27 protein-coding genes are annotated in these 24,243 nt (G+C 75.6%); 14 read left to right on the forward strand and 13 right to left on the reverse strand.

Features of this window, described 5'->3' with window-relative positions:
* Nucleotides 1–300: 300 nt before the first annotated feature.
* On the reverse strand, nucleotides 301–1,482 hold the full coding sequence (locus BM414_RS17160) for an acyl-CoA dehydrogenase family protein (protein ID WP_093581218.1): 1,182 nt from the start codon (nucleotides 1,480–1,482) through the stop codon (nucleotides 301–303).
* 38 nt (nucleotides 1,483–1,520) lie between these two features.
* Between BM414_RS17160 and BM414_RS17165 the strand changes: the two genes are divergently transcribed.
* Nucleotides 1,521–2,615 carry a glycerate kinase gene (locus BM414_RS17165; protein WP_245784791.1) on the forward strand — a complete coding sequence of 365 codons (1,095 nt, stop codon included), beginning with the start codon at nucleotides 1,521–1,523 and terminating at the stop codon, nucleotides 2,613–2,615.
* 2 nt (nucleotides 2,616–2,617) lie between these two features.
* Here the strand turns inward: BM414_RS17165 and BM414_RS17170 are convergent, their stop codons facing one another.
* Nucleotides 2,618–3,124, reverse strand: a complete 507-nt coding sequence (locus tag BM414_RS17170) for a mycothiol transferase (protein ID WP_093581222.1) — start codon at nucleotides 3,122–3,124, stop codon at nucleotides 2,618–2,620.
* Between the two features lie 96 nt (nucleotides 3,125–3,220).
* On the opposite strand from BM414_RS17170, the gene BM414_RS17175 reads away from it, so the two are divergent.
* Nucleotides 3,221–4,270 (forward strand): ion channel, encoded by a 1,050-nt coding sequence (locus tag BM414_RS17175; RefSeq protein ID WP_093581224.1) that lies wholly within the window; start codon nucleotides 3,221–3,223, stop codon nucleotides 4,268–4,270.
* Here BM414_RS17175 and BM414_RS17180 read toward each other — a convergent pair.
* From BM414_RS17180 to BM414_RS17185, 3 genes are all read right to left on the reverse strand, one after another.
* Nucleotides 4,241–5,533 carry a serine/threonine-protein kinase gene (locus BM414_RS17180; protein ID WP_093581226.1) on the reverse strand — a complete coding sequence of 431 codons (1,293 nt, stop codon included), beginning with the start codon at nucleotides 5,531–5,533 and terminating at the stop codon, nucleotides 4,241–4,243. The genes BM414_RS17175 and BM414_RS17180 overlap by 30 nt on opposite strands.
* A gap of 40 nt (nucleotides 5,534–5,573) precedes the next feature.
* Nucleotides 5,574–5,699 (reverse strand): hypothetical protein, encoded by a 126-nt coding sequence (locus BM414_RS31405; protein WP_281246746.1) that lies wholly within the window; start codon nucleotides 5,697–5,699, stop codon nucleotides 5,574–5,576.
* A gap of 104 nt (nucleotides 5,700–5,803) precedes the next feature.
* The gene (locus BM414_RS17185; RefSeq protein WP_093581228.1) at nucleotides 5,804–6,178 is read right to left on the reverse strand and encodes a hypothetical protein; all 375 of its coding nucleotides are present in this window, start codon (nucleotides 6,176–6,178) and stop codon (nucleotides 5,804–5,806) included.
* Nucleotides 6,179–6,219: 41 nt separating this feature from the next.
* Here BM414_RS17185 and BM414_RS17190 point away from each other — a divergent pair, with 41 nt between their 5' ends.
* The 3 genes from BM414_RS17190 (at nucleotide 6,220) to BM414_RS17200 (ending at nucleotide 9,935) form a co-directional block, all read left to right on the forward strand.
* Nucleotides 6,220–6,480, forward strand: coding sequence for a response regulator transcription factor (locus tag BM414_RS17190; protein ID WP_425432359.1), 261 nt, complete (start codon nucleotides 6,220–6,222; stop codon nucleotides 6,478–6,480).
* 12 nt (nucleotides 6,481–6,492) lie between these two features.
* Complete coding sequence (locus BM414_RS17195) at nucleotides 6,493–9,639, forward strand: acetyl-CoA carboxylase family protein (RefSeq protein WP_093581230.1); 3,147 nt, start codon at nucleotides 6,493–6,495, stop codon at nucleotides 9,637–9,639.
* Nucleotides 9,640–9,737: 98 nt separating this feature from the next.
* Nucleotides 9,738–9,935: a hypothetical protein gene (locus tag BM414_RS17200; RefSeq protein WP_093581232.1), complete on the forward strand. Its 198-nt coding sequence runs from the start codon at nucleotides 9,738–9,740 to the stop codon at nucleotides 9,933–9,935.
* Nucleotides 9,936–9,937: 2 nt separating this feature from the next.
* Here BM414_RS17200 and BM414_RS17205 read toward each other — a convergent pair whose 3' ends face one another.
* On the reverse strand, nucleotides 9,938–10,441 hold the full coding sequence (locus BM414_RS17205) for a DUF2505 domain-containing protein (RefSeq protein WP_175551645.1): 504 nt from the start codon (nucleotides 10,439–10,441) through the stop codon (nucleotides 9,938–9,940).
* Nucleotides 10,442–10,625: 184 nt separating this feature from the next.
* Here BM414_RS17205 and BM414_RS17210 point away from each other — a divergent pair, with 184 nt between their 5' ends.
* Nucleotides 10,626–11,351: a hypothetical protein gene (locus BM414_RS17210; RefSeq protein WP_139245916.1), complete on the forward strand. Its 726-nt coding sequence runs from the start codon at nucleotides 10,626–10,628 to the stop codon at nucleotides 11,349–11,351.
* 61 nt (nucleotides 11,352–11,412) lie between these two features.
* Here the strand turns inward: BM414_RS17210 and BM414_RS28500 are convergent, their stop codons facing one another.
* Complete coding sequence (locus BM414_RS28500) at nucleotides 11,413–11,616, reverse strand: hypothetical protein (protein ID WP_139245917.1); 204 nt, start codon at nucleotides 11,614–11,616, stop codon at nucleotides 11,413–11,415.
* A gap of 787 nt (nucleotides 11,617–12,403) precedes the next feature.
* Here BM414_RS28500 and BM414_RS28505 point away from each other — a divergent pair.
* On the forward strand, nucleotides 12,404–12,643 hold the full coding sequence (locus tag BM414_RS28505) for a hypothetical protein (RefSeq protein ID WP_139245918.1): 240 nt from the start codon (nucleotides 12,404–12,406) through the stop codon (nucleotides 12,641–12,643).
* Between the two features lie 211 nt (nucleotides 12,644–12,854).
* Here BM414_RS28505 and BM414_RS17220 read toward each other — a convergent pair whose 3' ends face one another.
* Together BM414_RS17220 and BM414_RS17225 are read right to left on the reverse strand one after the other, a co-directional pair.
* Entirely contained in the window at nucleotides 12,855–13,322 is a 468-nt protein-coding gene (locus BM414_RS17220; protein ID WP_093581240.1) for a TspO/MBR family protein, read from the reverse strand.
* Between the two features lie 23 nt (nucleotides 13,323–13,345).
* The gene (locus BM414_RS17225) at nucleotides 13,346–14,362 is read right to left on the reverse strand and encodes a hypothetical protein (protein WP_093581242.1); all 1,017 of its coding nucleotides are present in this window, start codon (nucleotides 14,360–14,362) and stop codon (nucleotides 13,346–13,348) included.
* Nucleotides 14,363–14,464: 102 nt separating this feature from the next.
* Here BM414_RS17225 and BM414_RS17230 point away from each other — a divergent pair, with 102 nt between their 5' ends.
* Complete coding sequence (locus tag BM414_RS17230; protein ID WP_175551646.1) at nucleotides 14,465–15,079, forward strand: TetR/AcrR family transcriptional regulator; 615 nt, start codon at nucleotides 14,465–14,467, stop codon at nucleotides 15,077–15,079.
* Here the strand turns inward: BM414_RS17230 and BM414_RS17235 are convergent.
* On the reverse strand, nucleotides 15,025–15,954 hold the full coding sequence (locus tag BM414_RS17235; protein ID WP_093581246.1) for an EamA family transporter: 930 nt from the start codon (nucleotides 15,952–15,954) through the stop codon (nucleotides 15,025–15,027). The genes BM414_RS17230 and BM414_RS17235 overlap by 55 nt on opposite strands.
* A 72-nt stretch (nucleotides 15,955–16,026) precedes the next feature.
* Between BM414_RS17235 and BM414_RS17240 the strand changes: the two genes are divergently transcribed.
* Entirely contained in the window at nucleotides 16,027–16,932 is a 906-nt protein-coding gene (locus tag BM414_RS17240) for a LysR family transcriptional regulator (protein WP_093581247.1), read from the forward strand.
* Between the two features lie 6 nt (nucleotides 16,933–16,938).
* Here the strand turns inward: BM414_RS17240 and BM414_RS17245 are convergent, their stop codons facing one another.
* On the reverse strand, nucleotides 16,939–17,793 hold the full coding sequence (locus BM414_RS17245) for an SDR family NAD(P)-dependent oxidoreductase (protein ID WP_175551647.1): 855 nt from the start codon (nucleotides 17,791–17,793) through the stop codon (nucleotides 16,939–16,941).
* Nucleotides 17,794–17,923: 130 nt separating this feature from the next.
* On the opposite strand from BM414_RS17245, the gene helR reads away from it, so the two are divergent.
* Entirely contained in the window at nucleotides 17,924–20,080 is a 2,157-nt protein-coding gene (gene helR, locus BM414_RS17250; RefSeq protein ID WP_245784793.1) for an RNA polymerase recycling motor ATPase HelR, read from the forward strand.
* A 253-nt stretch (nucleotides 20,081–20,333) separates the two neighbouring features.
* Here the strand turns inward: helR and BM414_RS17255 are convergent, their stop codons facing one another.
* Both BM414_RS17255 and BM414_RS17260 read right to left on the reverse strand, forming a co-directional pair.
* Nucleotides 20,334–20,585, reverse strand: a complete 252-nt coding sequence (locus tag BM414_RS17255; protein ID WP_139245920.1) for a hypothetical protein — start codon at nucleotides 20,583–20,585, stop codon at nucleotides 20,334–20,336.
* Between the two features lie 310 nt (nucleotides 20,586–20,895).
* Entirely contained in the window at nucleotides 20,896–21,480 is a 585-nt protein-coding gene (locus BM414_RS17260; RefSeq protein WP_139245921.1) for a hypothetical protein, read from the reverse strand.
* 796 nt (nucleotides 21,481–22,276) lie between these two features.
* On the opposite strand from BM414_RS17260, the gene BM414_RS30270 reads away from it, so the two are divergent.
* From BM414_RS30270 to BM414_RS17270, 4 genes are all read left to right on the forward strand, one after another.
* The gene (locus BM414_RS30270; RefSeq protein WP_217644776.1) at nucleotides 22,277–22,396 is read left to right on the forward strand and encodes a MarR family transcriptional regulator; all 120 of its coding nucleotides are present in this window, start codon (nucleotides 22,277–22,279) and stop codon (nucleotides 22,394–22,396) included.
* A gap of 28 nt (nucleotides 22,397–22,424) precedes the next feature.
* Nucleotides 22,425–22,589: a hypothetical protein gene (locus BM414_RS30275; RefSeq protein ID WP_217644777.1), complete on the forward strand. Its 165-nt coding sequence runs from the start codon at nucleotides 22,425–22,427 to the stop codon at nucleotides 22,587–22,589.
* A complete protein-coding gene (locus BM414_RS30280) occupies nucleotides 22,586–23,119 on the forward strand; it encodes a GNAT family N-acetyltransferase (RefSeq protein WP_217644778.1) in 534 nt (177 codons plus the stop codon). Before BM414_RS30275 ends, BM414_RS30280 begins: the two co-directional genes overlap by 4 nt.
* A 538-nt stretch (nucleotides 23,120–23,657) precedes the next feature.
* On the forward strand, nucleotides 23,658–24,209 hold the full coding sequence (locus BM414_RS17270) for a TetR/AcrR family transcriptional regulator (protein ID WP_093581253.1): 552 nt from the start codon (nucleotides 23,658–23,660) through the stop codon (nucleotides 24,207–24,209).
* Nucleotides 24,210–24,243: the final 34 nt, after the last annotated feature.

The following is a 24,243-nucleotide window of genomic DNA, read 5'->3' on the forward strand; positions in this document are numbered from 1 at the left end:
CTCCTCCGCTCTGCAGGACTCCCCGACGGTAACGCCGCGAGGCGCCCGGAGGTGCCACCCGCGGGCCGCCGGTCGGTTCCCCGGACGAGGGGGTCGGCTCGCGGTGACGCGGGGCACGGCCCGGCCGGTGGACTCGACGGCGAGGTGGAGCCGGCCCTCTGCGGTGCGATCGTGCAGGTCCGGGGCAGCCAGACGTGGGAGCGCATCGGGGCCGGGCGCACCGGCTGCCCGGAGTGCCGACGGCTGTCCCGGCCGGCCTGGGAGGTCGCCACGTTCAGCCGCGCGGGCTCAGCGCGCGACTCACCGCCGCCGGCCGCTGATCGCCGACAGCCCGGTGATCTCCCGTCCGACGATGAGCGCCTGCACGTGGTCGGTGCCCTCGAAGGTGTAGATCGCCTCGATGTCGGCGTGGTGCCGCGCGATGTGGTGCTCGAGCAGGATCCCGTCGCCGCCGAACAGGTCGCGGGCGTCGGCCACGATCGCCCGCGCGGTGGCGCAGCAGTGCCGCTTGGCCAGCGACGCCATCGCCGCGGTCATCCGGCCGGTGTCGGCCAGGCTCGACAGCCGCCAGCACATCAGCTGCATGGTGGTGATCTCGGCGAGCATCGTCGCGAGCTTCTCCTGCACGAGCTGGTAGCCGGCGATGGGCTGGCCGAACTGCTCGCGGCTCAGGCAGTGCGCCAGCGCCAGCTCGTAGGAGGCCATCGCCACGCCCAGCGCCCGCCAGGCGACGGTGTAGCGGGTGCGGTCGAGGATCGTGGACACGTCCTTGAACGACCGGCAGTTCTCCAGCTTGTTCTCGGCCGGGACGCGGGCGCCGTCGAGGGTGATCTCGGCCTGCCACACGGCCCGCAGCGCCGTCTTGCCGGTCATGACCCGCGCGGTGAAGCCGGGCGTGCCCTTCTCGACGACGTACCCGCCGACCTGGCCCTCCTCGTCGCGCGCCCAGATGAGCACGTAGTCGGCGATCGAGCCGTTGCCGATCCACTTCTTCTGCCCGTCGAGGACGTAGGAGTCGCCGTCGCGGCGGGCGCGGGTCTCCAGGGCGACGGCGTCCGAGCCGTGCCGCGGCTCGGTGAGGCCGAACGCGCCGATCTTCTCCATCCGAGCCATCGCGGGCAGGAACCGCTCGCGCTGCTCCTCCGAGCCCAGCAGCGCGATCGACTGCATCGCGAGGAAGCTGTGCACGCCGTTGAAGGTGCCGATGCTGCCGTCGGCGCGGGCCAGCTCGGCGGCGACCAGGCCGGCCGCGACGGCGCTCATCCCAGGGGAGCCGTAGCCCTCGATGGTCCCGCCGGCGATGCCGAGCTCGGCGAAGCCCGGCACCAGCTCGAACGGGAACTCCGCGCGCTCCCAGTAGTCGTTGATCCGCGGCGTGACCTCCTTCGCGCACCAGTCCGCCACCCGGTCGCGGACGTCGATCTCCTCGGGCGTGAGGAGCTCCTCGAGTGCGTAGAAGTCGGTGCGCGCGGTCTCGGTCACGTCCCGACGCTACGCGCGGGGAGGGCATGCTGCCGGGCGTGCGGATCGTCGTCGCGCCCGACTCCTTCAAGGGCACCCTGACCGCCGCGGAGGCCGCCGACGCGGTCTCCCGCGGCCTCCTCCGGGTGCACCCGGACGCCGAGGTGCTGACCCGTCCGATGGCCGACGGCGGGGAGGGCACGGTGGCCGCCGCACTGCGCGCCGGCGCCCGCCCGGTGACGACGACGGTCAGCGGTCCCGACGGCCGGCCGGTACGCGCCACCACCGCCGTCGACGGGACGACGGCGGTGGTCGAGCTCGCCGCCGCGGCCGGGCTCGGGCTGCTCCCCGAGCCCGCGCCGATGACCGCGACCACCCGCGGGGTGGGGGAGCTGCTGCTGGCCGCGCTCGACGCCGGCGCGCGGAGGGTCGTGCTCGGCCTGGGCGGCAGCGCCACCACCGACGCCGGCGCGGGCCTGCTGCAGGCCCTCGGCGTTCGGCTGCTCGACGCGACCGGCCGCGACGTGCCGCCCGGCGGGGCGGGCCTCGCCTCCCTCGACCGGATCGACGTCGGCGCCCGCGACCCGCGGCTGCGCGAGGTCACCGTCTCGGTGGCCACCGACGTCGACAACCCGCTCACCGGCCCGGACGGCGCCGCCGCGGTCTACGGCCCGCAGAAGGGTGCGACGCCGGAGCAGGTGGCCGAGCTGGACGCCGCGCTCGGGAGGTTCGCCGCCGTCGTCCGGCGCGACCTGGGGATCGACCTCGAGGGCCGGCCGGCGATGGGCGCGGCGGGCGGCACCGCGGCGGGCGTGGCCGCCGTCCTGACGTGCACGGTCGGATCGGGGGCGGAGCTGGTCGCCGACCTCGTCGGGCTCGACGCGGCGCTGGCCGGCGCGGACCTCGCCGTGACGGGGGAGGGCAGCCTGGACGCGCAGTCGCTGCGCGGCAAGGCGCCGGCCGTCGTCGCCGCCCGGGCCCGGGCGGCCGGGGTGCCCTGCGTCGGGCTGGCCGGCCGGGTCGCCCTGGGACCGGGCGAGCTCGCGGCCGCCGGCCTCGCCGCCGCGCACGCCCTGACGGAGGTGGCCGACCTCGCCCGCTGCCTGGCCGAGCCCGCGGCCGTCCTCGAGGAGCTCGCCGCCCGGGTGCTGTGACCTCAGGCGCCGAGCAGCCCCCGCACGTAGGCCGCCTGGCCCACGTGCTGCAGGTCGTCGGAGAGCACGCTGACCAGCCGGACGCCGAGGGTGACCGGAGGGTCCCACCGCTCGTCGACGACGCGGTCGAGGTCGTCGTCGGACAGGCTCCCGAGGTACTCGGCGCTGCGGGCGGCCACCGCGTCGGCGTACTCCAGCAGCAGGTCGGCGGAGGGCACCCGCAGCGACTCCACCTCCAGGCTGCTCATCCCGTACCCGGTGGCGGCGTCGTCGGCCGGCCGGCCGAAGCGGACGGCGAACCCCTGCGCCGAGTAGACCTGCTCGCTGCCGGCGACCTCGGCGAGGTGGTCGTCCTGCACCCGGAGCAGGTGCCAGGCCAGCCAGCCGATCGGGTTGGCGTCGGGGCCGACCCGGGCGGCGAGCTGGTCGGGGGACAGGCCCTCGACGGCGGCGTGCAGCGTCTCGCCGACCTGCGAGTACGCGTGGGTGAGCAGCTCACGGGTGCGCATGGGCGGCCGCTACCCGTCCCGCTCCCGGGGGACTCCTGGGGGCGCCGCGCGACGGTAGGTTGCGGTGTCCGCCGCGCCGTCGAGGGAGCCCCCGCGTTGCCGTTCTTCCTGCACCGGCTGCTGCGCTTCGCCCGCATCCGGCTGCCCGGCTGGAGGCTGCCACTGGCGGTGGCCACGCTGGTGTTCCTCACCAGCTGGGGCCTCATGGCGCTGGCCGAGCCGGGCAGCGAGCTCGTCACCCCCGCCAACTACTGGTGGTACTTCGTCGTCACCGCCGCCACCGTCGGCTACGGCGACTTCTTCCCCGAGTCCGGCCCCGGCCACCTCGTCGGCGCCTACGTCATCGTCGGCGGGATCGTCACCCTGACCCTGTTGTTCACCGAGCTGGCCACCGCCCTGCAGACGGCGCGGGGCAAGCGGCTGAGAGGAGTGGTCGGCCTGGACCTCCGGGACCACGTGGTCGTCCTGGGTTACACGCCGGGACGGACCGAGCGGATCGTCGCCGAGCTCACCGTCGAGCCGGGCACCCAGGTGGTGCTCGCCGCCCACGACGACGTGCCCGGCAACCCCATGCCCGAGGAGCCGAGGGTCTCCTTCGTCCGCGGCGACCTCACGCACGCCGACGTCATGACGCGCGCCTGCGTGGACCGCGCGCGCACGGCGGTCATCGACGGCCGCGACGACAACGAGACCCTCGCCATCGCGGTCGCCGTCGACCACGCCAACCCGCAGGTGCACATGGTCGCCGCCGTGCGCGACCTCGGCCGGCGCGACACCCTCCGCTACGTCAACGCCGGCGTGCAGGTGGTGCAGTGGCACATGCCCTTCCTGCTGTCGGAGGAGGCCGCCGACCCGGGGCTGACCCAGGTCTACAACGAGCTGATGACCGCCGGCGGGCACGGCAACACCTACTCGGTGCGGGTGCCACACGACCTGCCGCAGCGGACGTTCGGCGAGTGCCAGACGGCCTTCGGCCGCGAGCACGGCGCCACGGTGCTCGCGATGCGCACCGGTGAGGGGCTGCTCGTCAGCCCCTCGTGGGACACCCCGGTGCCGGAGGGCGCCACCCTGTACTACGTGGCGTCGCAGCGGCTGGACGCGTCCCGGCTGGGTCGCTCACCACACGCCGAACGCCGCGGCCAGTAGCGCCACCACCCCGGCGAGGGCGGCCAGCACGGCGAGCACGGCGAGCAGCACCGGGACGACCACCCAGCGGCGCTTGAACCGGCGGCGCTGCACGGGCGCCGTGGGCCGGCGCCGGGACGGCGGAGCCGCGGGCGCCGCCACGGGCGGGGCGGCGGCCGCCCGCACGGGCCGGGACCCCCGCTTGCGGTGCTTCTCCTCGAGCTCCTTGCGTTCCTTGCGCTCCTTGCGCCGGTCGGCGAGGTGGCGCGCCTGGTCGCGGGCGTCCCGGGCGACGCCGTGGATCACCGAGGCGAGGGCGCGCAGGTCGTCGATGTCGAAGCGCTCGACCTGGCCGCCGAGGGTGGGGCGGCCGCCGGCGTTCCCGTCGTCGCCGGAACCGTCCTCGGGCCCGTCGCCGGACCGCTGCGCGCGCGGGTTCCACTCCGGCCCGGGGCCGGCGCCCTCGAGCACCGCGCGCAGCGCCGCGCGCGCCCGCGGGACGTCCCATCGGGCGGCGGCTTCCTTGGTGAGCAGGCCCTCGAGGACGGGGGCCAGCGGGCCGGCCAGCTCGGTCGGCGCGGGGTCCTCGGAGACGACGGCGAGCAGCGTGGCCATCGACTCGGGCCGGTCGAAGGCCAGCCGGCCCTCGACGGCGGTGTAGAGCGTGGCGCCGAGGGACCACAGGTCGACGGCGGGGCCGGGCTCCTCGCCGCGGGCCCGCTCGGGCGCCATGTAGGACGGCGAGCCGATGATCGCGCCCGACGTGGTGATCGACGGGCCGCCGGTGGCGATCGCGATGCCGAAGTCGGTGAGGTGCGCCGCGCAGTCCCGCCCGACGAGCACGTTGGCCGGCTTGACGTCGCGGTGCACGATCCCGGCGGCGTGCGCGGCCTCCAGCGCGTCGAGCACGTCCAGGCCGATGCGGGCCACCGCCCGCCAGGGCAGCGGGCCCTCGCGCTGCACGATCTCCTGCAGGCTGCGGGACTCGACGTGCTCCATGACCAGCCAGGGCCGGCCGTCCTCCTCGACGACGTCGTAGAGGGTGGTCACGCACGGGTGCACCAGGCGGGCGGCCGCCCGGGCCTCGCGCAGCGTCCGGTTGCGCAGCGCCTCGCGTTCGTCGTCGGTCAGGTGTGCGGGGAAGGTGACCTCCTTGAGCGCCACCGGACGGCCCAGGACCTGGTCGGTGGCCCTCCAGACGACGCCCATGCCGCCTCGGCCGAGCATCCCGTTCACCGTGTAGCGGCCGGCGACCAGCCGCTGTGCACCCGCGTCGGCGGTCATGCCCGGGACGGTACGCCCGGAGCGGCCCGGACGGCCCGGCTCAGTCACTGCGACCGGGCGCGGGCTCGGGGTCGCTCTGCGCCTCGAGGTGGGCGGCGGTCTCCTCGTCCTCCATCTCCAGGGCGATGTCGCGCGGCTGCGGGGGATCGGGCTCCGGCGTCGTCATGCGCCCAGCCTGCCCCGGTCCGGCTCCTCCCGCGCCCCGGCGCCGGACCCGTCCGGGGAGGACGGGCCCGGCGCCGCCGGACGGGAGGGGTTCCCCGCGGAGGGTCACCCGCGGAGGGCAGCCCGGGCCACCGGGACCAGCGCGGCCAGCACGAGCGCCTCGCCGAGGACGCTCACGGCGGCGGGGAACTCGCCGCCGGCCAGGACGAAGCCGGCCAGGTGGGCCGGCGCGGCCCAGACCGTGACGTCGGCCCGTGCCCGGACCAGCGCCACCGTGGCCAGCACCGTGCCGATGACCGCCATGAGCACCAGCGGGCCGAGGACGAGGAAGGGCGGGCCCTGCTGCACGGCCGTCCACGTCTCGGCGGCCGCGGGACCGCCCTCGCCGGCCAGGACGCCGGCGACCAGCCGCATGCCGGCGAACCTGCCGCCGCCCACGCTGCCGGCGGCCAGCAGCGCCGCGGCGATCCCGGACAGCAACGGGGCTCGGTGGCCGCGGGCTGGGCGCGGCGCTGGCGCGGCTGGGCCCCCGCAGCGACGGGCTCCCCGCCTTCCCGCAGCTCACCGACCGCGAGCGGGAGGTGCTCGGGCTGCTGGCCACGGGGGCGTCCAACGGCGAGATCGCCGGGCGGCTGTACCTGTCGGAGAAGACGGTGCGCAACGTGGTCTCGGCCGTGTTCGCCAGAGCTCGAGGTGGGCAGCCGGGCCGAGGCGGTGGCACGGGCCCGGGACGCCGGCCTCGGTGGTGCCGCGCCCGGTCTGGGGGTCTGACCCCGGCCTAGACTCCGCGGCCGATGACGATCACCCGCCTGCTGGTGGCCAACCGCGGCGAGGTCGCCGTCCGCGTGCTCCGGACCGCCGCCGCCCTCGGCCTGTCCACCGTCGCGGTCGCGCCCGAGGACGACGCGGGGAGCCTGCACGCCCGCCGCGCCGATGACGTCGTCCGCCTGCCCGGGACCGGCCCGGCGGCCTACCTCGACGTCGCCGCGGTCGTGGGTGCCGCGGTGGACACCGGCGCCGACGGCCTGCACCCGGGCTGGGGCTTCCTCGCCGAGAGCCCCGACCTGGCCCGGGCGTGCGCGGACGCCGGCGTCGCGTTCGTCGGACCGGACGCCGAGGCCCTCGCGCTGCTCGGCGACAAGACCGCCGCCCGCGCCCGCGCCGCCGGTCTAGGCCTGCCGGTGCTGGCGGCCACCGACGGCGACACGGACCTCGACGCCGCCGGCGCCTTCCTCGCCCGGCTCGGCGACGGCGGCGCGGTCATGGTCAAGGCGGTCGCCGGGGGCGGCGGGCGCGGCATGCGCCCGGTGCGCGACGCCGCGGACCTGCCCGCGGCGCTCGAGCGCGCCCGGTCGGAGGCGACGGCGGCCTTCGGCAGCGGCGCGGTCTACGTCGAGCGGCTGCTGACCGGCGCCCGGCACGTCGAGGTCCAGGTGGCCGGCGACCGGGGCGCGGTGGTGGCCCTCGGCGACCGGGACTGCTCGCTGCAGCGGCGCCGGCAGAAGCTGGTCGAGATCGCCCCCGCGCCCGGGCTGGACGACGACCTGCGCGCCCGCCTGGCCGCGTACGCCACCACGCTGTGCGGGTCGCTGGGCTACCGCGGGCTGGCCACCGTCGAGTTCCTCGTCCGCGGCGGCGAGGTGGCCTTCCTCGAGGTCAACCCGCGGCTGCAGGTCGAGCACACGGTGACCGAGGAGGTCACCGGGCTGGACCTGGTCGAGGTCGGCATCCGGCTCGCCGAGGGCGCGACGCTCGCCGGCCTCGGGCTGGCCTCGCCGCCGCCGTCCCGGGGTGCGGCGGTGCAGGCCCGGGTGAACGCCGAGACGCTGCTGCCCGACGGCACGGTGCACCCGGGCGTGGGACGGCTCGAGCGGTTCGTGCCGCCCACCGGGCGCGGCGTGCGGGTGGACACCGGTGTGGTCGCCGGCGACGAGGTCGGCCCGCGCTACGACTCGCTGCTGGCCAAGGTCGTCGTCTCCGACCGCGACCTGCCGCGGGCCCTGGCCGGCTGCCGCCGCGCGCTGGCCGAGCTCGACGTCGCCGGGGTGCCGGTCAACCGCGACCTGCTGGCCGCGCTGCTCGACCTGCCCGGGGTGGCCGACGGCGGGGCGACCACCGACCTCGTCGACGACCGCCTGGCCGACCTGGTGCCCGACGCACCCGTGCAGGCCGCCGTCGCCGGGACCGACGGCGCGCTGCCGGTCACCGCGCCGCTGTCCGGCGCGGTGGTGGAGGTGGCCGCCGCCGCGGGCGACGCCGTCGCCGCCGGGACGACGCTGCTGGTGCTCGAGGCGATGAAGATGGAGCACGTCGTGCCCGCGCCGGCCGCCGGCGTGCTGACCGGGCTGGCCGTGCGGGTGGGCGACGTCGTGACCGCGGGGACGGTGCTCGGCGGTGTGGTGCCCGGGGACGTCGGCGACACCGCCGCGGGCCCGGAGGCGGCCGACCCCGACGCCGTCCGCCCGGAGCTCGCCGAGCTGCGGGAGCGGCGGGCCGCCACCCTCGACGCCGCCCGGCCCGAGGCGGTCACCCGCCGGCACGGCGCCGGGCGGCTGACCGCGCGCGAGACGGTGGCCGCGCTGGTCGACCCGGGCACGTTCGTGGAGTACGGCCAGCTCGGCATCGCCGCCCAGCGCGCGCGGCGGTCGCTGGAGGAGCTGGTCGCTCGGACGCCGGCCGACGGCATGGTCACCGGCATCGGCGAGGTCGGCGGCGTGCCGTGCGCGGTCCTGGTCTACGACTACACCGTGCTGGCCGGCACCCAGGGCCGCACCAACCACCGCAAGACCGACCGGCTGCTCGAGGTCGCCGCCGAGCGGGGGCTGCCGGTGGTGCTGGTGGCCGAGGGCGGCGGCGGGCGGCCCGGCGACACCGACGGCGGCGGCTTCTCCCGCCTCGACGTCCCGACCTTCACCACGATGGCGCGGCTGGCCGGGACGGTGCCCACGGTCGCCGTCGTCTCGGGGTACTGCTTCGCCGGCAACGCTGCGCTGGTCGGCTGCTGCGACGTCGTCATCGCCACCGCGGACAGCAGCATCGGCATGGGCGGCCCGGCGATGATCGAGGCCGGCGGGCTGGGGGTCGTCGCGCCGGAGGACGTCGGCCCGACCGCGGTGCAGGCCGCCAACGGCGTCGTCGACGTCGTGGTGCCCGACGACGCCGCCGCCGTGGCCGCCGCCCGGCAGGCGATCGGGCTGCTGACCGGGCGGGTCGTGCCGGGGGAGGCCGCCGACCAGCGGGCGCTGCGGACGGCGCTGCCGGCCAACCGGGTGCGCAGCTACGACGTCCGGCCCGTGGTGACCACGCTCGCCGACACCGGCAGCGTGCTGGAGCTGCGGCCGGCGTTCGGCCGCGGCATCGTCACCGCGCTGGCCCGGCTCGGCGGGCGGCCGGTGGGGATCGTGGCCAACGACCCGCGGCACCTCGGCGGCGCCATCGACGGCGAGTCGGCGGACAAGGCCGCGGCATTCCTGCGGCTGTGCGCCTCCGCCGCGCTGCCCGTGGTCTCGCTGGTCGACACCCCGGGGTTCATGGTGGGCCCGGAGTCCGAGCGCACCGGCACCGTGCGCCGCTTCGGCGGGTTGTACGTGGCCGGGGCGCAGCTGGGCGTGCCGCTGCTGGCGGTGGTGCTGCGCAAGGCCTACGGGCTGGGCGCGATGGCCATGCTCGGCGGCGACCTGCGGGTCCCGCTGCTCACCCTGGCCTGGCCCACCGGCGAGTTCGGGCCGATGAGCCTGGAGGGCGCGATCCGGCTCGGGCACCGGCGCGAGCTGGAGGCGCTGCCGCCCGGCGCCCGCGAGGCCCGCTACGCCGAGCTGGTGGCGGAGTCCTACGCGCAGGGAAGGGCGCTCAACGTCGCCTCGGCGTTCGAGGTGGACGACGTCGTCGACCCGGCCGACACCCGGGAGGTGCTGGTCCGCGCGCTGGCCGGACTGTCGTAGCGCGGGAGGGCCGGGTGCTCGCCACGGCCACCGCGACCGCCCGAATCGTGCATCCCGCCTGACCGGCGGGCACGGCGGACCGCCGATACGGTCCGGCCATGCCTCACTACCGCCTGACCACCGGCGACGGCGCCGTCGTGCACGAGTGGGACGCCGCTGACGCGACCGCCGCCGAGTCCGAGGCCGTCGACGTCGTCAGCCGGCACCGCGCGGACGACCCGTCGGGTGCCGCCGAGTACGTGCTCGTCGACGAGAGCGGCGCCGACGTGGCGCGGTGGGGCTCGGTCGCTCCCTGAGCTCAGCCCTCGGCGAGGCGGCGCTGCAGCACCTCGTGCTCGTGGCGCAGGACCACCTGGGTCACCAGGTCGCGGACGGCGCCCTCGGCCTTCCGGCCGATGAAGGGCGCGTCGACCTTGGCGTCGCCGGTCACCGTGGCGCGGGTGCCGCCGCCCGAGGCCGGGGTCAGCCGCCGCTCGCAGGTGACCACGGCCTGGCGGCCCATGATCTCCGCACGCAGGTCGAGCGCGCCGCGGTAGCCGCCGTTCCCGTCGGGGGTCCAGGTGGTGACCTCGGTGACCGGCACCGTCCTGCCGACGAACCGGGCGAACACCGGCGGGATGCCCGTCGTCGCCGCCGTCAGCCGCACCCGCGTGGTGGTCCCCGACCCCTCGGCGCGGCTCGACACCTCCTGCACCTGCGCCTCCAGCGCCCGGGCGACCTCGCGCAGGAACGCCTCGTCGGTCAGGGCGGCGAGGACGCGGTCGGGGTCGGCGGCGTAGCTCGTGGTGGCGTCGATGGGCACGCCCCATCCTCGTCCGGGCGCGCACAGGCGGCCCACCGGGGTCACCGGGACGGGCGAGGGCACTGGGGCCGCTGGGCCGGACCCGCGCTCGCGACCTCCGGGATGGGCCGGCCCGGGCGACCTAGCGTCCGTCGCACCGCGCGCCGGCCGATCGGGACCGGCGCTCTTCTCGAGGAGACGACGCGTGCGCCGCAGCACCGCTGTGGCCGGGGCCCTGGCCGCCGGCATGACCATCCTGTTCACCGGTCCGGCCGCCTCGGCCGCGCCGACCGCCACGGACACCCTCTACGTGCCGGACGACTTCGCGCCCGCGTTCCGTGCCGTGCTGGGTACAGGCCACTACGAGGTCGAGGGCACCGGCCTCCGCGTGACCACCCTCACCAGCGCCGACAAGGTCGCCGAGTACGTCGCCACCAACACGCCGCTGGATGAGGCCGGTGACCCGACCCTCGACTACGTGGCCACCAGCGGCGCTGCACCGGGCTACCAGTTGGTCATCGACCTCGACGGAGACGGTGATCGCGACGGCATCCTGGTGGGCGAGCCGACCGTCCCCGGCTACGGAGAAAACTGGTGGCTGGCCTCCGGCACGACCGAGGGCAAGGCCCTCGCCCCGCACGACAGCGGCGGCATCTTCAACACCGCCTGGTACGGCACGCTCGACGAATGGCGTGCTTCAGCACCCCAGGCCGACGTCCTCGCCTTCGGCTTCTCGCTCGGGAGAGGACCCGTCGGTGATGGTGTCATCGAGTCGATGAGCTTCGCCGGCACGACCTACACCTTCGCCCAGCACGTCCGGGTGCCCAGCAAGCAGGCGTGCAAGAACGGTGGCTGGGCCACCAGCACCGACCCGGTCTTCCGCAACCAGGGCGAGTGCGTGAGCAGCTTCGCCAAGGCCGCGGAGCGCTGACCCGCGCATTACCGACAGAGGCTCCCACCCGGATCCGGGTGGGAGCCTCCGTGCGTCCGCGTCAGGGAGCCGGGGCCGGCTCCTCCGGTGCTGTGCACGCCGGGACGGTCGCCGCGGGGGACTCCGCCGGCGCGGGGTCGGCTGGGGCGGCTGCTTCCGTGGCCAGCGCCGGGTCGTCGACCGCAGTGCCGTCGGCCGCTGCCGGGTCGACGGGGTCCTCGCACGCCGGGGCGACCAAAGGCTGCTCCGCGACCGGCTCCTCCACGGGGGGCTGCTCTGCGGCCGGGGGCTCCTCGATTGGTGGTTGCTCCGTGGACGGCTGGCTCGCTGGGGGCTCCTCGACTGGCGGCTGCTCAGGCGGGGGCTGCTCGACGGGAGGCTGCGCGGCGGGCGGCTGCTCCGCTGGGGACTCCTCGACAGGAGGCTCCTCCGCCGGGGGCTGCTCAGTCGGGGGCTCTTCGGCGGGCGGCTGCTCCGCTGGGGGCTCCTCGACGGGAGCCTCTCCGACGGGAGGCTGCACAGCCGGGGGCTCTTCGACGGGAGGCTGCACGGCGGGCGGCTCCTCGACGGGAGGTTCCTCCACCGGGGGCTGCTCGGCCGGGGGTTCCTCGGCGGGCGGCTCCTCGGTCGGCGGCTGCTCGGCGGCCGGTGGTGCAGGCTCGGCCGGAGCGAGGGGTGCCGCGTCCGCCGGCGCCTCGGCAGGAGGCTGCTCGCTGGGCGGCTCTGTCACCGGCGGGGCCTCGGGAGCGGGTGCCTCGGGAGCGGGTGCCTCGGGAGCGGGCGCCTCCGGTGCGGGCGCCTTGGGTGCAGCAGCTTCGGGAGCAGGCGCCGCGGGGACCGGTTCGGCGGGAACGGGTGTTGGCGGGAGCGCGTCCGCGAGGGGCGGCTCGTCCACGGATCCATCCGTCGGGAACGCCTCCCCGAGGTGGGACTCGTCGAGCAGGAACGGGTCGAGGTCGTCGGGCGAGGCGGTCGACCCGCCGGCGTCCGGCAGCGGGCGCGGAGCAGATTCCGGCGCCCAGCCGTCCTCGAACCCGGGTGCGGTGACACCGATGCTCGGGAGCACCAGCGGGCCGGCCTCGTCCGCGGCCTCGCCCACCCGGGCCTCCGTGTGGGCGGCCTCCACTGCCGCCGACGAACGGCCCTCACCGGTGGCACCGGCGACCGGCGTGTCGGAGACCGCGGCCATCGCGGCCACCATCCCGAGCGCGCACGCGCTCGCTCCGATGCCCGGGATGAACCGCGCGGACCGCACCCCGCGCCGCTTCCTGTCCATGTGCCCTTCCCCCTGAGCTGTCGGAAGGCCCGGCCCATCGTGTCCCGGACGGTTTCGTACGTCTACGGGCGTCGGAGTGGCGCCGGCACCGCGTGCGCGTGTCGCGGGTACGCCTCGCCGGAGGCCCGCGGGAGGCGCACCCGCCCGTCACCCCGGTCGCGGAGAACACCGACCTCCTGCACGGAACCGATCCGATCATGAACTCCCGGGTGCCGCAGGGGACGGCGTCAGCGGCGGTCGCGACGGGCGATCTCCGCGCTGAGCGCCGTGGCGAACGCCGTCCACGCCGCATAGGGGAGAAGGGCCAGCCGGGCCGTGCGGTCGATCCGCGCGGAGCGCCGGGCGAGGTCGGCGGACGAGGAGGCGAGCAGCGCCGCCTCCGCCGCCGCCAGCGACGGCCGGCGCGCCCGGAAGAACGCCCACGGCCACCCGGCGTTGAGCACGAGGTTTCCCGCGAACGCCCGCGACCAGCTCCGCCGTCCGGCGCCGGCCCGCCGCAGCGTCCGGGTGCCGGCCGTGGCGAGGAGCGCGTAGAGCGCCGTCCACGGGATCCCGAACACCGGGCCGGGGGGCTGCCAGCGCGGCTCGTCCAGACGCCGGTACCAGTCCGAGCCGACGTCGGTGCCCGCCGTGCCCACCAGCGCGGTGAGCACGACGGGCACGGTGGAGGAGACCAGGGGACCGGGGCGGCTCATCCCGGGAGCACGGTCCCCGCCGCTCAGACGGGCACGGCCTCCCGCTCGACGGGGACCGGCCTCGCGGGTCGGGACCGGCGGGCGCGGGCGGCGCCGGTACCGACGAGCGCCAGGCCCGCGAGGCACCAGACGCCGAGGACGAGCAGCGCCGAGCCGGCGCCCGCACCGTCGAACCACGAGGTGGCCCTCAGCAGCGTTCCGGTCGCACCCGGCGGCAGCCACTGGCCCACGGCACCCCAGGCGCCGGGCAGCAGCTCCGGCGCGCCGGCCAGTCCGGACAGCGGGTTGCCGAGCAGCACCGTCGTCGCCGCGCCGAGTGCCAGCCCGGGCGTGCCCAGCAGCTCGTGCAGGCCGAGCAGCACCAGGGCGGTCGCCGCGATGCCGAGCGCCACCACGCCCGACGTCGTCCACCACGAGGCCTCGACCGACCCGAGCCAGGTGCCCAGGACGGTCGCGGTCACCATGCCGCCGGCCACCGCTGCGGCGAGCACCGTGGCGATCCGCCGTCCGCGGCTGCGGACCAGGCGCGAGGTGAGTCCTGCGGTGACGATGCCGCCCAGCGCGAGCGGCAGGGCGGCGGCGGCCAGGCCGGCGCCGCGGGGGTCGGCTTCCGGAGCGGGGACGACGTCCTCGACCGGCACCGGTGCGCCGGTCGCCGCGCCGAGGCCGGCCGCGACCTGGCGCAGGGAGTTGGCGACGGTGGGGGAGGCGGCGGAGGCGACGAGGAGCCGCGGGCCGGAGGCGTCGACGACGACCGCCCCGTAGACCTCACGGTCCTCGATCGCCGACCGGGCGGCGGCCTCGTCGTCGACCGGCCGGACGTCGAAGGCGCCGGGGGAGGCGGTGTCGAGGGCGGCGGTCACCTGGGCGGTGGCAGGCGGCGGCCCAGCGACGGCGAGCGGGAGGTCGTGCGGCGCCGAGCGGACGGCGAACCAGGCGAAGGCCGTGAGCACGACGGTGAGCAGGACGGCGACCGCGGCGGTCACGACCAGGACTGCGCGGGCGGCGGGGGGAGCCGCGGGCTCCGGGGAGGCGGACATGTGGACCACTCCAGTAAAACGAAGGACCGTTCGCTTACTCGGTCGAGTGTGGACCCGCCCCTGCACCGCGTCAAGAACGATCGTTCGCTTTATGGTGGCTTAGTGCCCCGCGTATCCGAGTCGCACCTCGCCGCCCGTCGCGACCAGATCCTCGACGCCGCCACCACCCGCTTCGCCGCGAACGGTTTCCAGGCGACCGGCATGGCCGACGTCATCGCCGCGTCCGGGCTGTCGGCGGGCGCCGTCTACCGCTACTTCCGCAGCAAGGACGAGCTGATCGCGGCGATCGTCGAGCGGGTGGTGGGTGAGGCGGCGGCGCGTTTCGAGGTGCTGCTGCAGCAGGAGCCGGTGCCGGATCCCGCCGCGGCCGTGGCCACCGCCGTCCGGATGGTCGCCGACGTGGCCGGGCGCGGGCAGGTCGACCTCACCCGGGTCGCCGTCCAGGCGTGGGGTGAGGCGTTGCGCAACCCCGAGGTGCACGCCGTCGTCGACCGGGCCTACCGGACGATCCGCGGGTTCTTCGTCGAGGTCGTGCGGCGGGGACAGCAGGCCGGGACCATCCCGGCCGACGCCGACCCGCTGCACCTCGGGGCGACGATGCTGTCCGCGGTCCTCGGCTTCCTCCTCCAGCGGCTGCTGCTGGCCGACCTCGACCCGGCCGCCTACACCGAGGCGCTGCGGGTCTCCTGGGTCGGCACACCCGCTGCCGGCGGATAGGAGCGCGGGGGCCGGCTGCCCACCAGCACGCCGACGACCACGAGCACGCCGCAGGCCAGCTCGACCGGGGGCGTGCGCTCGCCGAGGAACAGCCAGGACGCGCCCGTGCCGACGACGGGAACGAGCATCGAGAACGGCGCGACCGTGCCCGAGGGGTGCCGGCTCATCAGCGCCGTCCAGATGCCCGAGCCGAGCAGCGTGGCGACGACGACGGTGAACAGCAGGCCGGCCAGCGCGAGCACGCCCTGCCGGGTGTCGAGCGTCGTCAACGACGTGCCGATGCGGGCGGGCCCTTCCGTGGCGAGGGAGAGGGCGAGCATCGGCAGCGGTGGCACGACGGTCATCCAGAGCATCAGCCGGAACGGCCGGGCCGGGCGCGCCTGCCGGTTGCACAGGTTGCCCAGCGCCCAGCCCAGGCCGCCGCACAGTGTCAGGACCACCGGCAGCAGCGTGGCCCCACCGTCCAGCCCGGCCCGGTGGACGGCGATGCCGGCCAGGCCCGCGACGGCGAGGCCGACCCCCGCCGCCTGCCGTGCGCTCAGCCGCTCGTGCAGCAGCAGCCCGGCGAGGACGACGGTGAACGGCGCCGAGGACTGCAGCACCAGCGAGGCGAGCCCGGTCGGCATGCCGGTGTCCATGGCGACGTAGAGGAAGACGAACTGCAGGACGCCGAAGCCGGCGCCGTACCCGAGGACCCAGCGCCACGGGACGCCCGGGCGCGGCACGAACAGCACGGTCGGGACGGCGATGACCGCGAAGCGCAGCGCCACGAGGAAGAAGGGCGGGAACTGCTCGAGCGACAGGTGGATCGCCAGGAAGTTCAGGCCCCAGACGACGGCCACGACGAGGGCGAGCAGGCGGTCGCGGGTGGGCACGGCGCCGAGCCTCCCCGGGCCGACGCGTCAACACCAGCGAAGAGTCCTGCATCGAGGATGTAGCGTTGCTTCATGGACGTGCGGGCGCTGGAGACCCTGCGGACGGTGCGCAGCCAGGGCGGCGTCGCGGCCGCGGCCGCCGTCCTGCACCTGACGCCCTCGGCGGTCTCCCAGCAGCTCGCGTCGCTGTCCCGGGAGGCCGGCGTCGCGCTCACCGAGCGAGTGGGCCGCGGACTGCGGCTGACCGCGGCCGGCGACGCCCTCGCCGACGCCGCCGTCGACGTGGCGGTCGCCGTCGAGCGGGCGCGGGCGGCCTGCTCGGTGTTCCTCGACCGGCCGGAGGGCACGGTCCGCGTCTCGGCGTTCCAGAGCGGCGCCCGGCTGCTCCTGCCCCCGCTGCTCACCCGGGTCGCGACGCTCGGCGGCATCACCGTGGAGTGCTCCGACGAGGACGTCGCGCTCGACGACTTTCCCGCGCTCACCGACCGGGTCGACGTCGTCGTCGCCCACCGGCCCGACGGCGCGCAGTGGCCGGCCTCGGGGCTGCGCGTCGTCCTGCTGCTGCGCGAGCCGCTCGACGTCGCCGTGCCCCGCGACCACCCGCTGGCCGGCCGCGACCGGATCTCGGCCGGGGACCTCGACGACGAGGACTGGATCGCCGTGCGCGAGGGCTTCCCCGTGGCGACCGTGCTCGGTGCCGTGGCCGCGGCGTCCGGGACGGCGCCGCGGATCGTGCACCGGATCAACGACTTCTCCATCGCCGAGGCGCTGGTCGCCGCCGGCCACGGCGTCTCGCTGCTGCCCCGGTTCACCGGCGGCGGCCACCCCGGCGTCCGGCTGGTGCCGCTGGCGGGCGTGCGGGCCGGGCGGACCGTGGACGCGCTGATGCGGCCGGACACCGCCGAGCGGCTCGTCGTCCGCCGGGTGCTCGACGCGCTGGTAGCCGTCGCCGCCGAGGCCTCGAACGCGGAGCGCTGACCGCCGTCAGGGCTTCCAGCTGTGCAGACCGGTGGCTCGGCGGACGGCGGCCGACGCGACCCGGTAGGGGATCTTGTTGAGGACCGCGGCCATGCGGGCGTCCGGCCCGACCTGCACACGGAACGCCGGGCGGCGTGCCGTCAGCGCGCGCGCGACGGCGCGGGCCACCTCGCGAGGGTCGCGCGAGCGGGGGAGGTGCTGCTCCTCGACGAAGCGCTCCACGGCCTGCAGCAGGCCGGCGTAGGGGCTGTCCGGCGGCGTGAGGCGCGGCGTCGTCGCCCAGATCGTGGTGTCGTAGTTGCCCGGCTCCACCAGGACCACCCGGACGCCGAACGGCTCCACCTCGTAGGCCAGCGACTCCGCCCAGCCCTCGAGCGCCCACTTCGACGCGCAGTACAGCGACAGGGCGGGGTTGCCGTAGCGCGCGGAGTCGCTGGAGACGAGGACCAGCCGCCCGGACCGCTGCCGCCGCATGACCGGCAGGACCAGCTGGGTCATCCGCATCGCGCCGAACAGGTTGGTGTCCAGGACGCGGCGCCACTCCTCCTCGTCGGTGTCCTCGAACGCGCCTCCGCTCGCGGTGCCGGCGTTGCTGACGAGCGCGTCCAGCCGGCCGCCGGTCAGCTCGAGCGCCTCCTTGACGCCGCGCTGGGCCGACTCGGCGTCGGTGACGTCGAGCTGGACGACATCGAGTGGCGCCAGTCCGGCCTCGCGGGTGCGCGCGTCGAGGGCGGCGCGCCTGCCGGGGTCACGCATCGAGGCGACGACGTGCCAGCCGCGGCCGGCGAGCTCGACGGCGGTCTCCAGGCCGAGCCCGGAGGAACACCCGGTGATCAGGACGGTCCGCTGCTCGTTGTCCACGCCAACCACATCGGCAGGGTGACAGCCGGACCGGACGGGGACGGCGGGGGACCCCTCTCTCGCCACCTCAACGTATAGCGCGTGCGGGGGCTTGCGGCAAGACCCGGGTCGGGGCCCAGACTCGCCCGCCGTGAGCTCCGTGAGTCCCCTGAGCACCAGCGTGTTCGACCTCCCCGAGAACCTCGCCGCGAAGGCCGACCCGGTCCTGGTCGCCCGCGACGAGGAGCACTTCGCGGCCGTGACGGAGAGCCTCCGGCGGTCGATCGCCGACCTGTCCGACCGCCTCGACGCCGAACGCCGGGCGCCCGGCGGCACCGGCCAGGAGGCGCTGGACCGCGACCTGGAGGTCCACCGGCTGACCGCGCGGCTGCGCGCGCTGCGCCGCTTCGGCCTGGATCTGTGCCTCGGGCGCATCGTCGGCGCGGACGACGGCGAGCCCGTGTACGTCGGGCGGCTCGGCCTCACCGACGGCGCGGGCCGGCGGCTGCTCGTCGACTGGCGCTCGCCCGCGGCCGAGCCGTTCTTCGCGGCGACCCACGCCGACCCGATGGGGCTGGCCAGTCGCCGTCGCTACCGCTGGACCCGCGGCCGGGTCACCGACTACTGGGACGAGGTGTTCACCCCCGACGCACTCGAGGGGCACGCCGCGCTCGATGACCAGTCGGCGTTCATCGCCAGCCTCGGCGGCAACCGCTCGGCCCGGATGCGCGACGTCCTCGGCACCATCCAGGCCGACCAGGACGCGATCATCCGCGCGGGGTCGGCCGGCGCCCTCGTCGTCGACGGCGGCCCGGGGACCGGCAAGACCGTCGTCGCGCTGCACCGGACGGCCTACCTGCTGTACGCCGACTCCCGGCTCGGGCACCGCCGGGGCGGGGTGCTGTTCGTCGGTCCGCACGAGCCCTACCTGGCGTACGTGTCCGACGTGCTCCCCAGCCTCGGCGAGGAGGGCGTACAGACCTGCACCCTGCGCGACCTCGTGCCCGAGGGGGCCGCGGCGGTGGCCGAGACCGATCCCGACGTGGCCCGTCTGAAGTCGTCCGCGGACCTGGTGGAGGCGATCGAGGCGGCGGTCGCCTTCTCCGAGGAGCCGCCTGCCAAGGGGATGACCGTCGAGACCCCGTGGACCGACGTCTGGCTGAGCCCCGAGGACTGGGCCGAGGCGTTCGAGGCGCGTGAACCGGGGACCCCGCACAACGAGGCGCGCGAGCAGGTCTGGGAGCAGCTGCTCACCATCCTGGTCGACGCGCACGACGACGACGTCGAGCCCGAGCTGGTCCGCAGGGCGCTGCAGCAGGACCGGCAGCTGCGCGCGACCTTCACCGACGCGTGGCCGCTGCTGGAGGCGGCCGACGTCGTCGCGGACCTGTGGTCGGTCCCCGCCTACCTGCGCAGGTGCGCTCCCTGGCTCGGCGCCGAGGACGTCCGGCGGCTGCAGCGGCCGGACCCCCGGGCGTGGACGGTGTCGGACCTGCCGCTGCTGGACGCGGCGCGGCACCGGGTCGGCGACCCGGAGGTGGCCCGGCGCCGGCGCCGGGCCGACGCCACCGTGGCCGCCGAGCGCGACCGGATGTCCGACGTCATCGACCGGCTGCTCGAGGCCGACGACGACGGCCTGGGTCTGGTGCAGAGCCTGCGCCAGCAGGACCTCCGGGACGCGCTGGTCGACGACGCCGCGCTGCCCACCGCCGACCCGGACGCCCTCGCCGGCCCGTTCGCGCACGTGGTCGTGGACGAGGCGCAGGAGCTGACCGACGCGGAGTGGCAGATGCTCCTGCTCCGCTGCCCCTCGCGCAGCTTCACCATCGTCGGCGACCGCGCCCAGGCGAGGCACGGGTTCTCCGAGTCGTGGCAGGAGCGGCTGGAGCGGATCGGGCTCGACCGGGTGACGGTGGCCTCGCTGACGATCAACTACCGGACGCCGGAGGAGGTCATGGCGGAGGCCGAGCCGGTCATCCGGGCCGCGCTGCCCGACGCCAACGTGCCGACGTCGATCCGCAGCAGCGGGCTCCCGGTCGTGCACGCGCCCGCGTCGGAGCGGGACGCGGTCCTCGACGCCTGGCTCACCGCGCACGCCGAGGGGATCGCCTGCGTCATCGGCGACCCGACGTTCCGGGCGACGTCGCGCGTGCGGTCGCTGACCCCGGTGCTGTCCAAGGGGCTGGAGTTCGACCTGGTCGTCCTCGTGGACCCTGAGACGTTCGGGGAGGGCATCGAGGGGGCGGTCGACCGCTACGTCGCGATGACCCGCGCGACCTCGCAGCTCGTCGTCCTCACCAGCTCCTGACGTCGGGCGTGCCGGGTCCGACGGGAGGCCGGAGACTGGCGCCGTGACCGAGACGGGCCGTTCCCGGCGGCCGCCTGCAGCGGTCGACCGGGTCGCGGTCCTGCTGGGCGTCATCGGCAGCGTCGGAGCCGTCATCGCGTTGCTGGAGGGTGCATGGCTCTGGGCGGCGACGGTCTTCCTGGGGTCGATCGTGGTCGAGCTGCTCGTCGTCCTGGCCCGTCGTCGGCGTGCCCGGCGGTCGCTCGGAGCCTGGTCACCCGGCGTCCACGGCGGGCTCAGCCGGGCGCGGAGCCGTTCGGGACGGGCCCCGCAGGGAGCGGGCACGGGTCACCATGCGGTCCATCTCCTCGACGGTCAGCTCGACCAGCCGGCGGACCGACTCGGTGGCGCTGAGCAGTGCGTCCGTGAGCAGGGCCCGCGGGGTCGCGAGGGCGCCGGGAGCGCTGGAGACGGCCGCCAGCGCAGCGTCCTCCGAGGACCACCGACGCGTGGGCGGTGACGTCATGGCCATCCTGTCGCGGTCGGTGCGGTCGACGGCACGGTCAACGTGGCGACGGCGCAGCCGGCTCCCGGCCTCGGTCCACGTGCCGCGCCGCACGTGTTCCGCAGCGACGTGGCGCTGGCTCCAAGGCACCGCGACGAAGCCGGTCGGACAGCGACGGGAGGCCTCCGGTGACGAGGACGTCCGCCGGCGGGAAGCCGAGTGACTGGTCGGGCACCTCGATGGCGTCGCCGGCGTCGGTCAGGACGCCGCGCAGTGCGAGGTCGACTAGCAGGGCGCCGCGGCGCCGGGTTCAGTTGCACCTCGTCGTCGGTCAGGCGTCCGCAGTGGTCGGGGTGGACACCCGGAGGAACGACCGCCCCCGCCGCGCGTCCCGGAGGAGGAAGATCCCGGCGAGCAGGTTCATCGCCACCATGAACAGTACGAGCACGCCGCGCCATGTCGACGGATCGGCGATCCACGTGCCGGAGAAGGGAAGGGTCAGGCCGACGTTGCTCGCCAGGGCGTAGCCCTGCTGGACCAGCTGCTCGGCGGTCAACCGGGCCAGCGGGAGGGGCGCCGAGTCGAGGGCCTGACGGCGGCTGACCACCGCGATGAGGTGCCGCCGTTGCCCCCTGCTCAGCACCGTCAGTGGTCCGCTCCACGGACGGGTGCGCCGACTGCCGAGCAGTTGCAGGGCCAGACCCCAGACCTGCAACGTGAGGCCTGCCGCTGCGATGCACCATCCGGCAACAGCCTGGAGGGTCCCGACCTCCCGGCCGTCCTGCAGCGAACGAGGGTCTACGAGGATGGACAACACGGTCGTCACGGCCGCGCCCGCGACGAGCGCTGCGGCGATCAGGAAGGCCCGCTGCTGACGCCAGCGACGTCGCCGGGCGAGGGCGGTCTCGGTCGGCATCCGCTCGAGGATCGACAGCGCGTGCGACCAGGACGTCGTGTCCGCTGCGTCGGCCGTCATGATCGAGAGCATCGACCACCGCAGGGCGCGGGGGCGCGCTCGACCCGCGACTGTCGCCCGGTCGAGTCGTCCGCGGAACGCGTGGTCGCCAGCCGGGACCGCGACCTCGGCGACCAGCGGCCACCGCGCTGACCTGCGGCTTCGTGCGTGGGCGGGTGGGGCTCGAACCCACGACCCAGGGATCATGAGGTCCTTCAGAGCCGATTCTCGACCTACGGGCTCGTGGTGCAATTGGGCCCTTGAGCTGCGGTTACACGGTTGGCGATGATGTGTCCGCGACGCCCCGAAACGGACGTTCCGTGGGCCCGTGTGGACGTCGTGTGGGCGCCGTGTGCGCCGGAGGGGGGCGCCAGTCCGTCTGGGGTCTCCTGTTCAAGCCCCGAGACCGGCTTGAGCGTCTCCAGTTCTTCTCCACTCACTGGGGGCCAACCTCCGTACGTCGGTGCCGGCTCCCATCGCAGCGGTCCTCGGGATGGGCGGCGCTGTGACCGGCCGCCTAGCGCTCAACTGGATCCGGGGTCCTCCGCCAGTGCCTAGGAGGAGCCGTCCCGGTCCCTCATCTGTCCGGTCCTTGTCCATCGGGTCGACCAAGCGCACCGCCTTTTCTCTGACTGAGGTCAGAGATCATCACCTCCGCCCGGTCGTCGTCCGCGCTTTCAACCGGACGGTCACCCCGTGCATCGGTGCCCTCGAGGACCACTTCCTCGCCTGCCGCCGGCCGCTCGGGCACTCCCGGGTGCTCTGGGACATCGACCCGGACGGCAGTGACGTCCGGGACCTGCGTGCACGGCTCGATCTGGACTCCGGCTACCTGAGCCGCATCCTGCGAGGGCTGCAGGCCGAGGGGCTGGTTTGACGTCGCCGCGAGTCCGGGGGATGGCCGGGTGCGCGTCGTCCGGCTCACCTCGGCGGGCATGCGTGAACGCCGCGAATTCGATGAGCGGTCCGACGGGGCGGCCGCCGCACTATTGGCGCGCCTGAGCCCTGTCCAGCAGCAGCGATTGACCGAGGCGATGGGCGAGGTGAACCGGCTGCTGACCGCCCGATGATCGAGGTCGATGTCGAGGATCCGCGCCACCCCGACGCCCGGTCCTGCATCGCGCAGTACGTCGCGGAGCTCGACGCCCGCTTCTCCGGTGGCTTCGACCCGGCCCGCAGCCTGCCGGCAGCCGACGACGAGCTGGTCCTCCCGGCCGGGCTGCTCTTGGTGGCCAGGCTGCACGCCCGGCCCGTCGGCTGTGCGGCCTTGAAGTTGCACGGCCAGCAGCCCGCGGAGGTCAAGCGCATGTGGGTCGCCCGGGCCGCTCGCGGCCTCGGCCTGGGCCGTCGGCTGCTCGACGCGATCGAGGACCGCGCCAGGACCGTCGGCGTTCCCGCGCTGCGCCTGGAGACCAACCGGGCTCTCGGCGAAGCGATCGGGCTGTACCGGTCCGCCGGCTACCGCGAGGTCGCCGCTTCAATACCGAACCCTTCGCCGATCACTGGTTCGAGAAGGACCTCGCATCCGCCTCACCCGAGGACGGCGAGGCCTGAACCGCACCCTCGGCGTCGCTGCCGCCCAGCCGCCCGTCGTCGCTGAGCAGCCCGGTCACGCCGCTGAGAACCCGTCACAACGAGTTACCGGGCCGCTGGTGCAGGAGGTGTGCCACCTGATGCTCGACCTTCTGCAGTGCCAGCAGTGCGGAGCTCGGCCTGTGGCTGGATCAGCGATCAGAGAGTCCGCTTGTCCGTCGGCGGGCGTCTGGACGACGATGCTCGGCCGCGGCCGCGGCCGCGGCCACTGCCGAGTGCTCCGGCAGAGGATCGCGAGACGTCGCTGGCAGGTCGGCGCTAGGCCGACCACGTGAGGTGAGGCGACCTCGGGGAGTGGCCGACGGTTCCCGCGGTGTCCGCACGCCGTCGGCGGTCGGCACCCGAGGACGCAGGCCGCGCGTGATTGCTGACAGCGGGCGGGACTGGGGTCGAAACGGCTCCCAGCGCCTGTCGTGGTGACGCGGTCGCCTGAACGTCCTCCGGGTCATTGCTGAGGGGAGCGCGGATGCCGCGCCGTGCCTCCGGCTCTTGTCAGCACGGCAGCGCTCCATCATTTTGGTTAGGTAACCAACCAGGAGGCCCTCGTGTCAGCCAGGTGGGAGGCGATCGTGGCGGCAGCGCTCGACGTCATCCAGGAGGAGGGGCTCAGCGGCTTCACCCAGCCGCGGGTCGCCCGGCGCGCCGGGCTGCGACAGAGCCATCTCACCTACTACTTCCCCACGCGGGCCGACCTGCTGCTCGCCGTCGCCGACGAGGCCGTGCGCCGGCGCGTGGAGGCCCTGCGCGCGGCGGTGTCGGCCGAGGACCCGGCGGCGAAGGTCGCCGGCTTGGTCGACGTGCTCCTCGACCCCCGTCAGACGCGGATCCTGACCGCACTGACACAGAGCGCCGACGCCGACCCGGGAGTCCGCCGTGCGTTCGCCGCGCTGGGTGCCGGGATCGCTCCACTCGGCGCCGAGCTGATCACCTCCTTCGGCGCCGAGCCGACCGAGGCCTCACTCGCCCTGCTGCAGGCGACCTCCACCGGCATCGCCGTCCTCGCCCTGGCCACCGGCGCAGAGGCGTTCCGCGGCCCCGCCGAGCAGGCCCTCACACAGTTGCTCACCGGCCTGCGCACCGAACAGGACTGCACCTGAACCCACCGCATCCACCGCAGCACCGACCCAGGAG

Source organism: Geodermatophilus amargosae (genome assembly GCF_900116515.1).
GTDB lineage: Bacteria > Actinomycetota > Actinomycetes > Mycobacteriales > Geodermatophilaceae > Geodermatophilus > Geodermatophilus amargosae.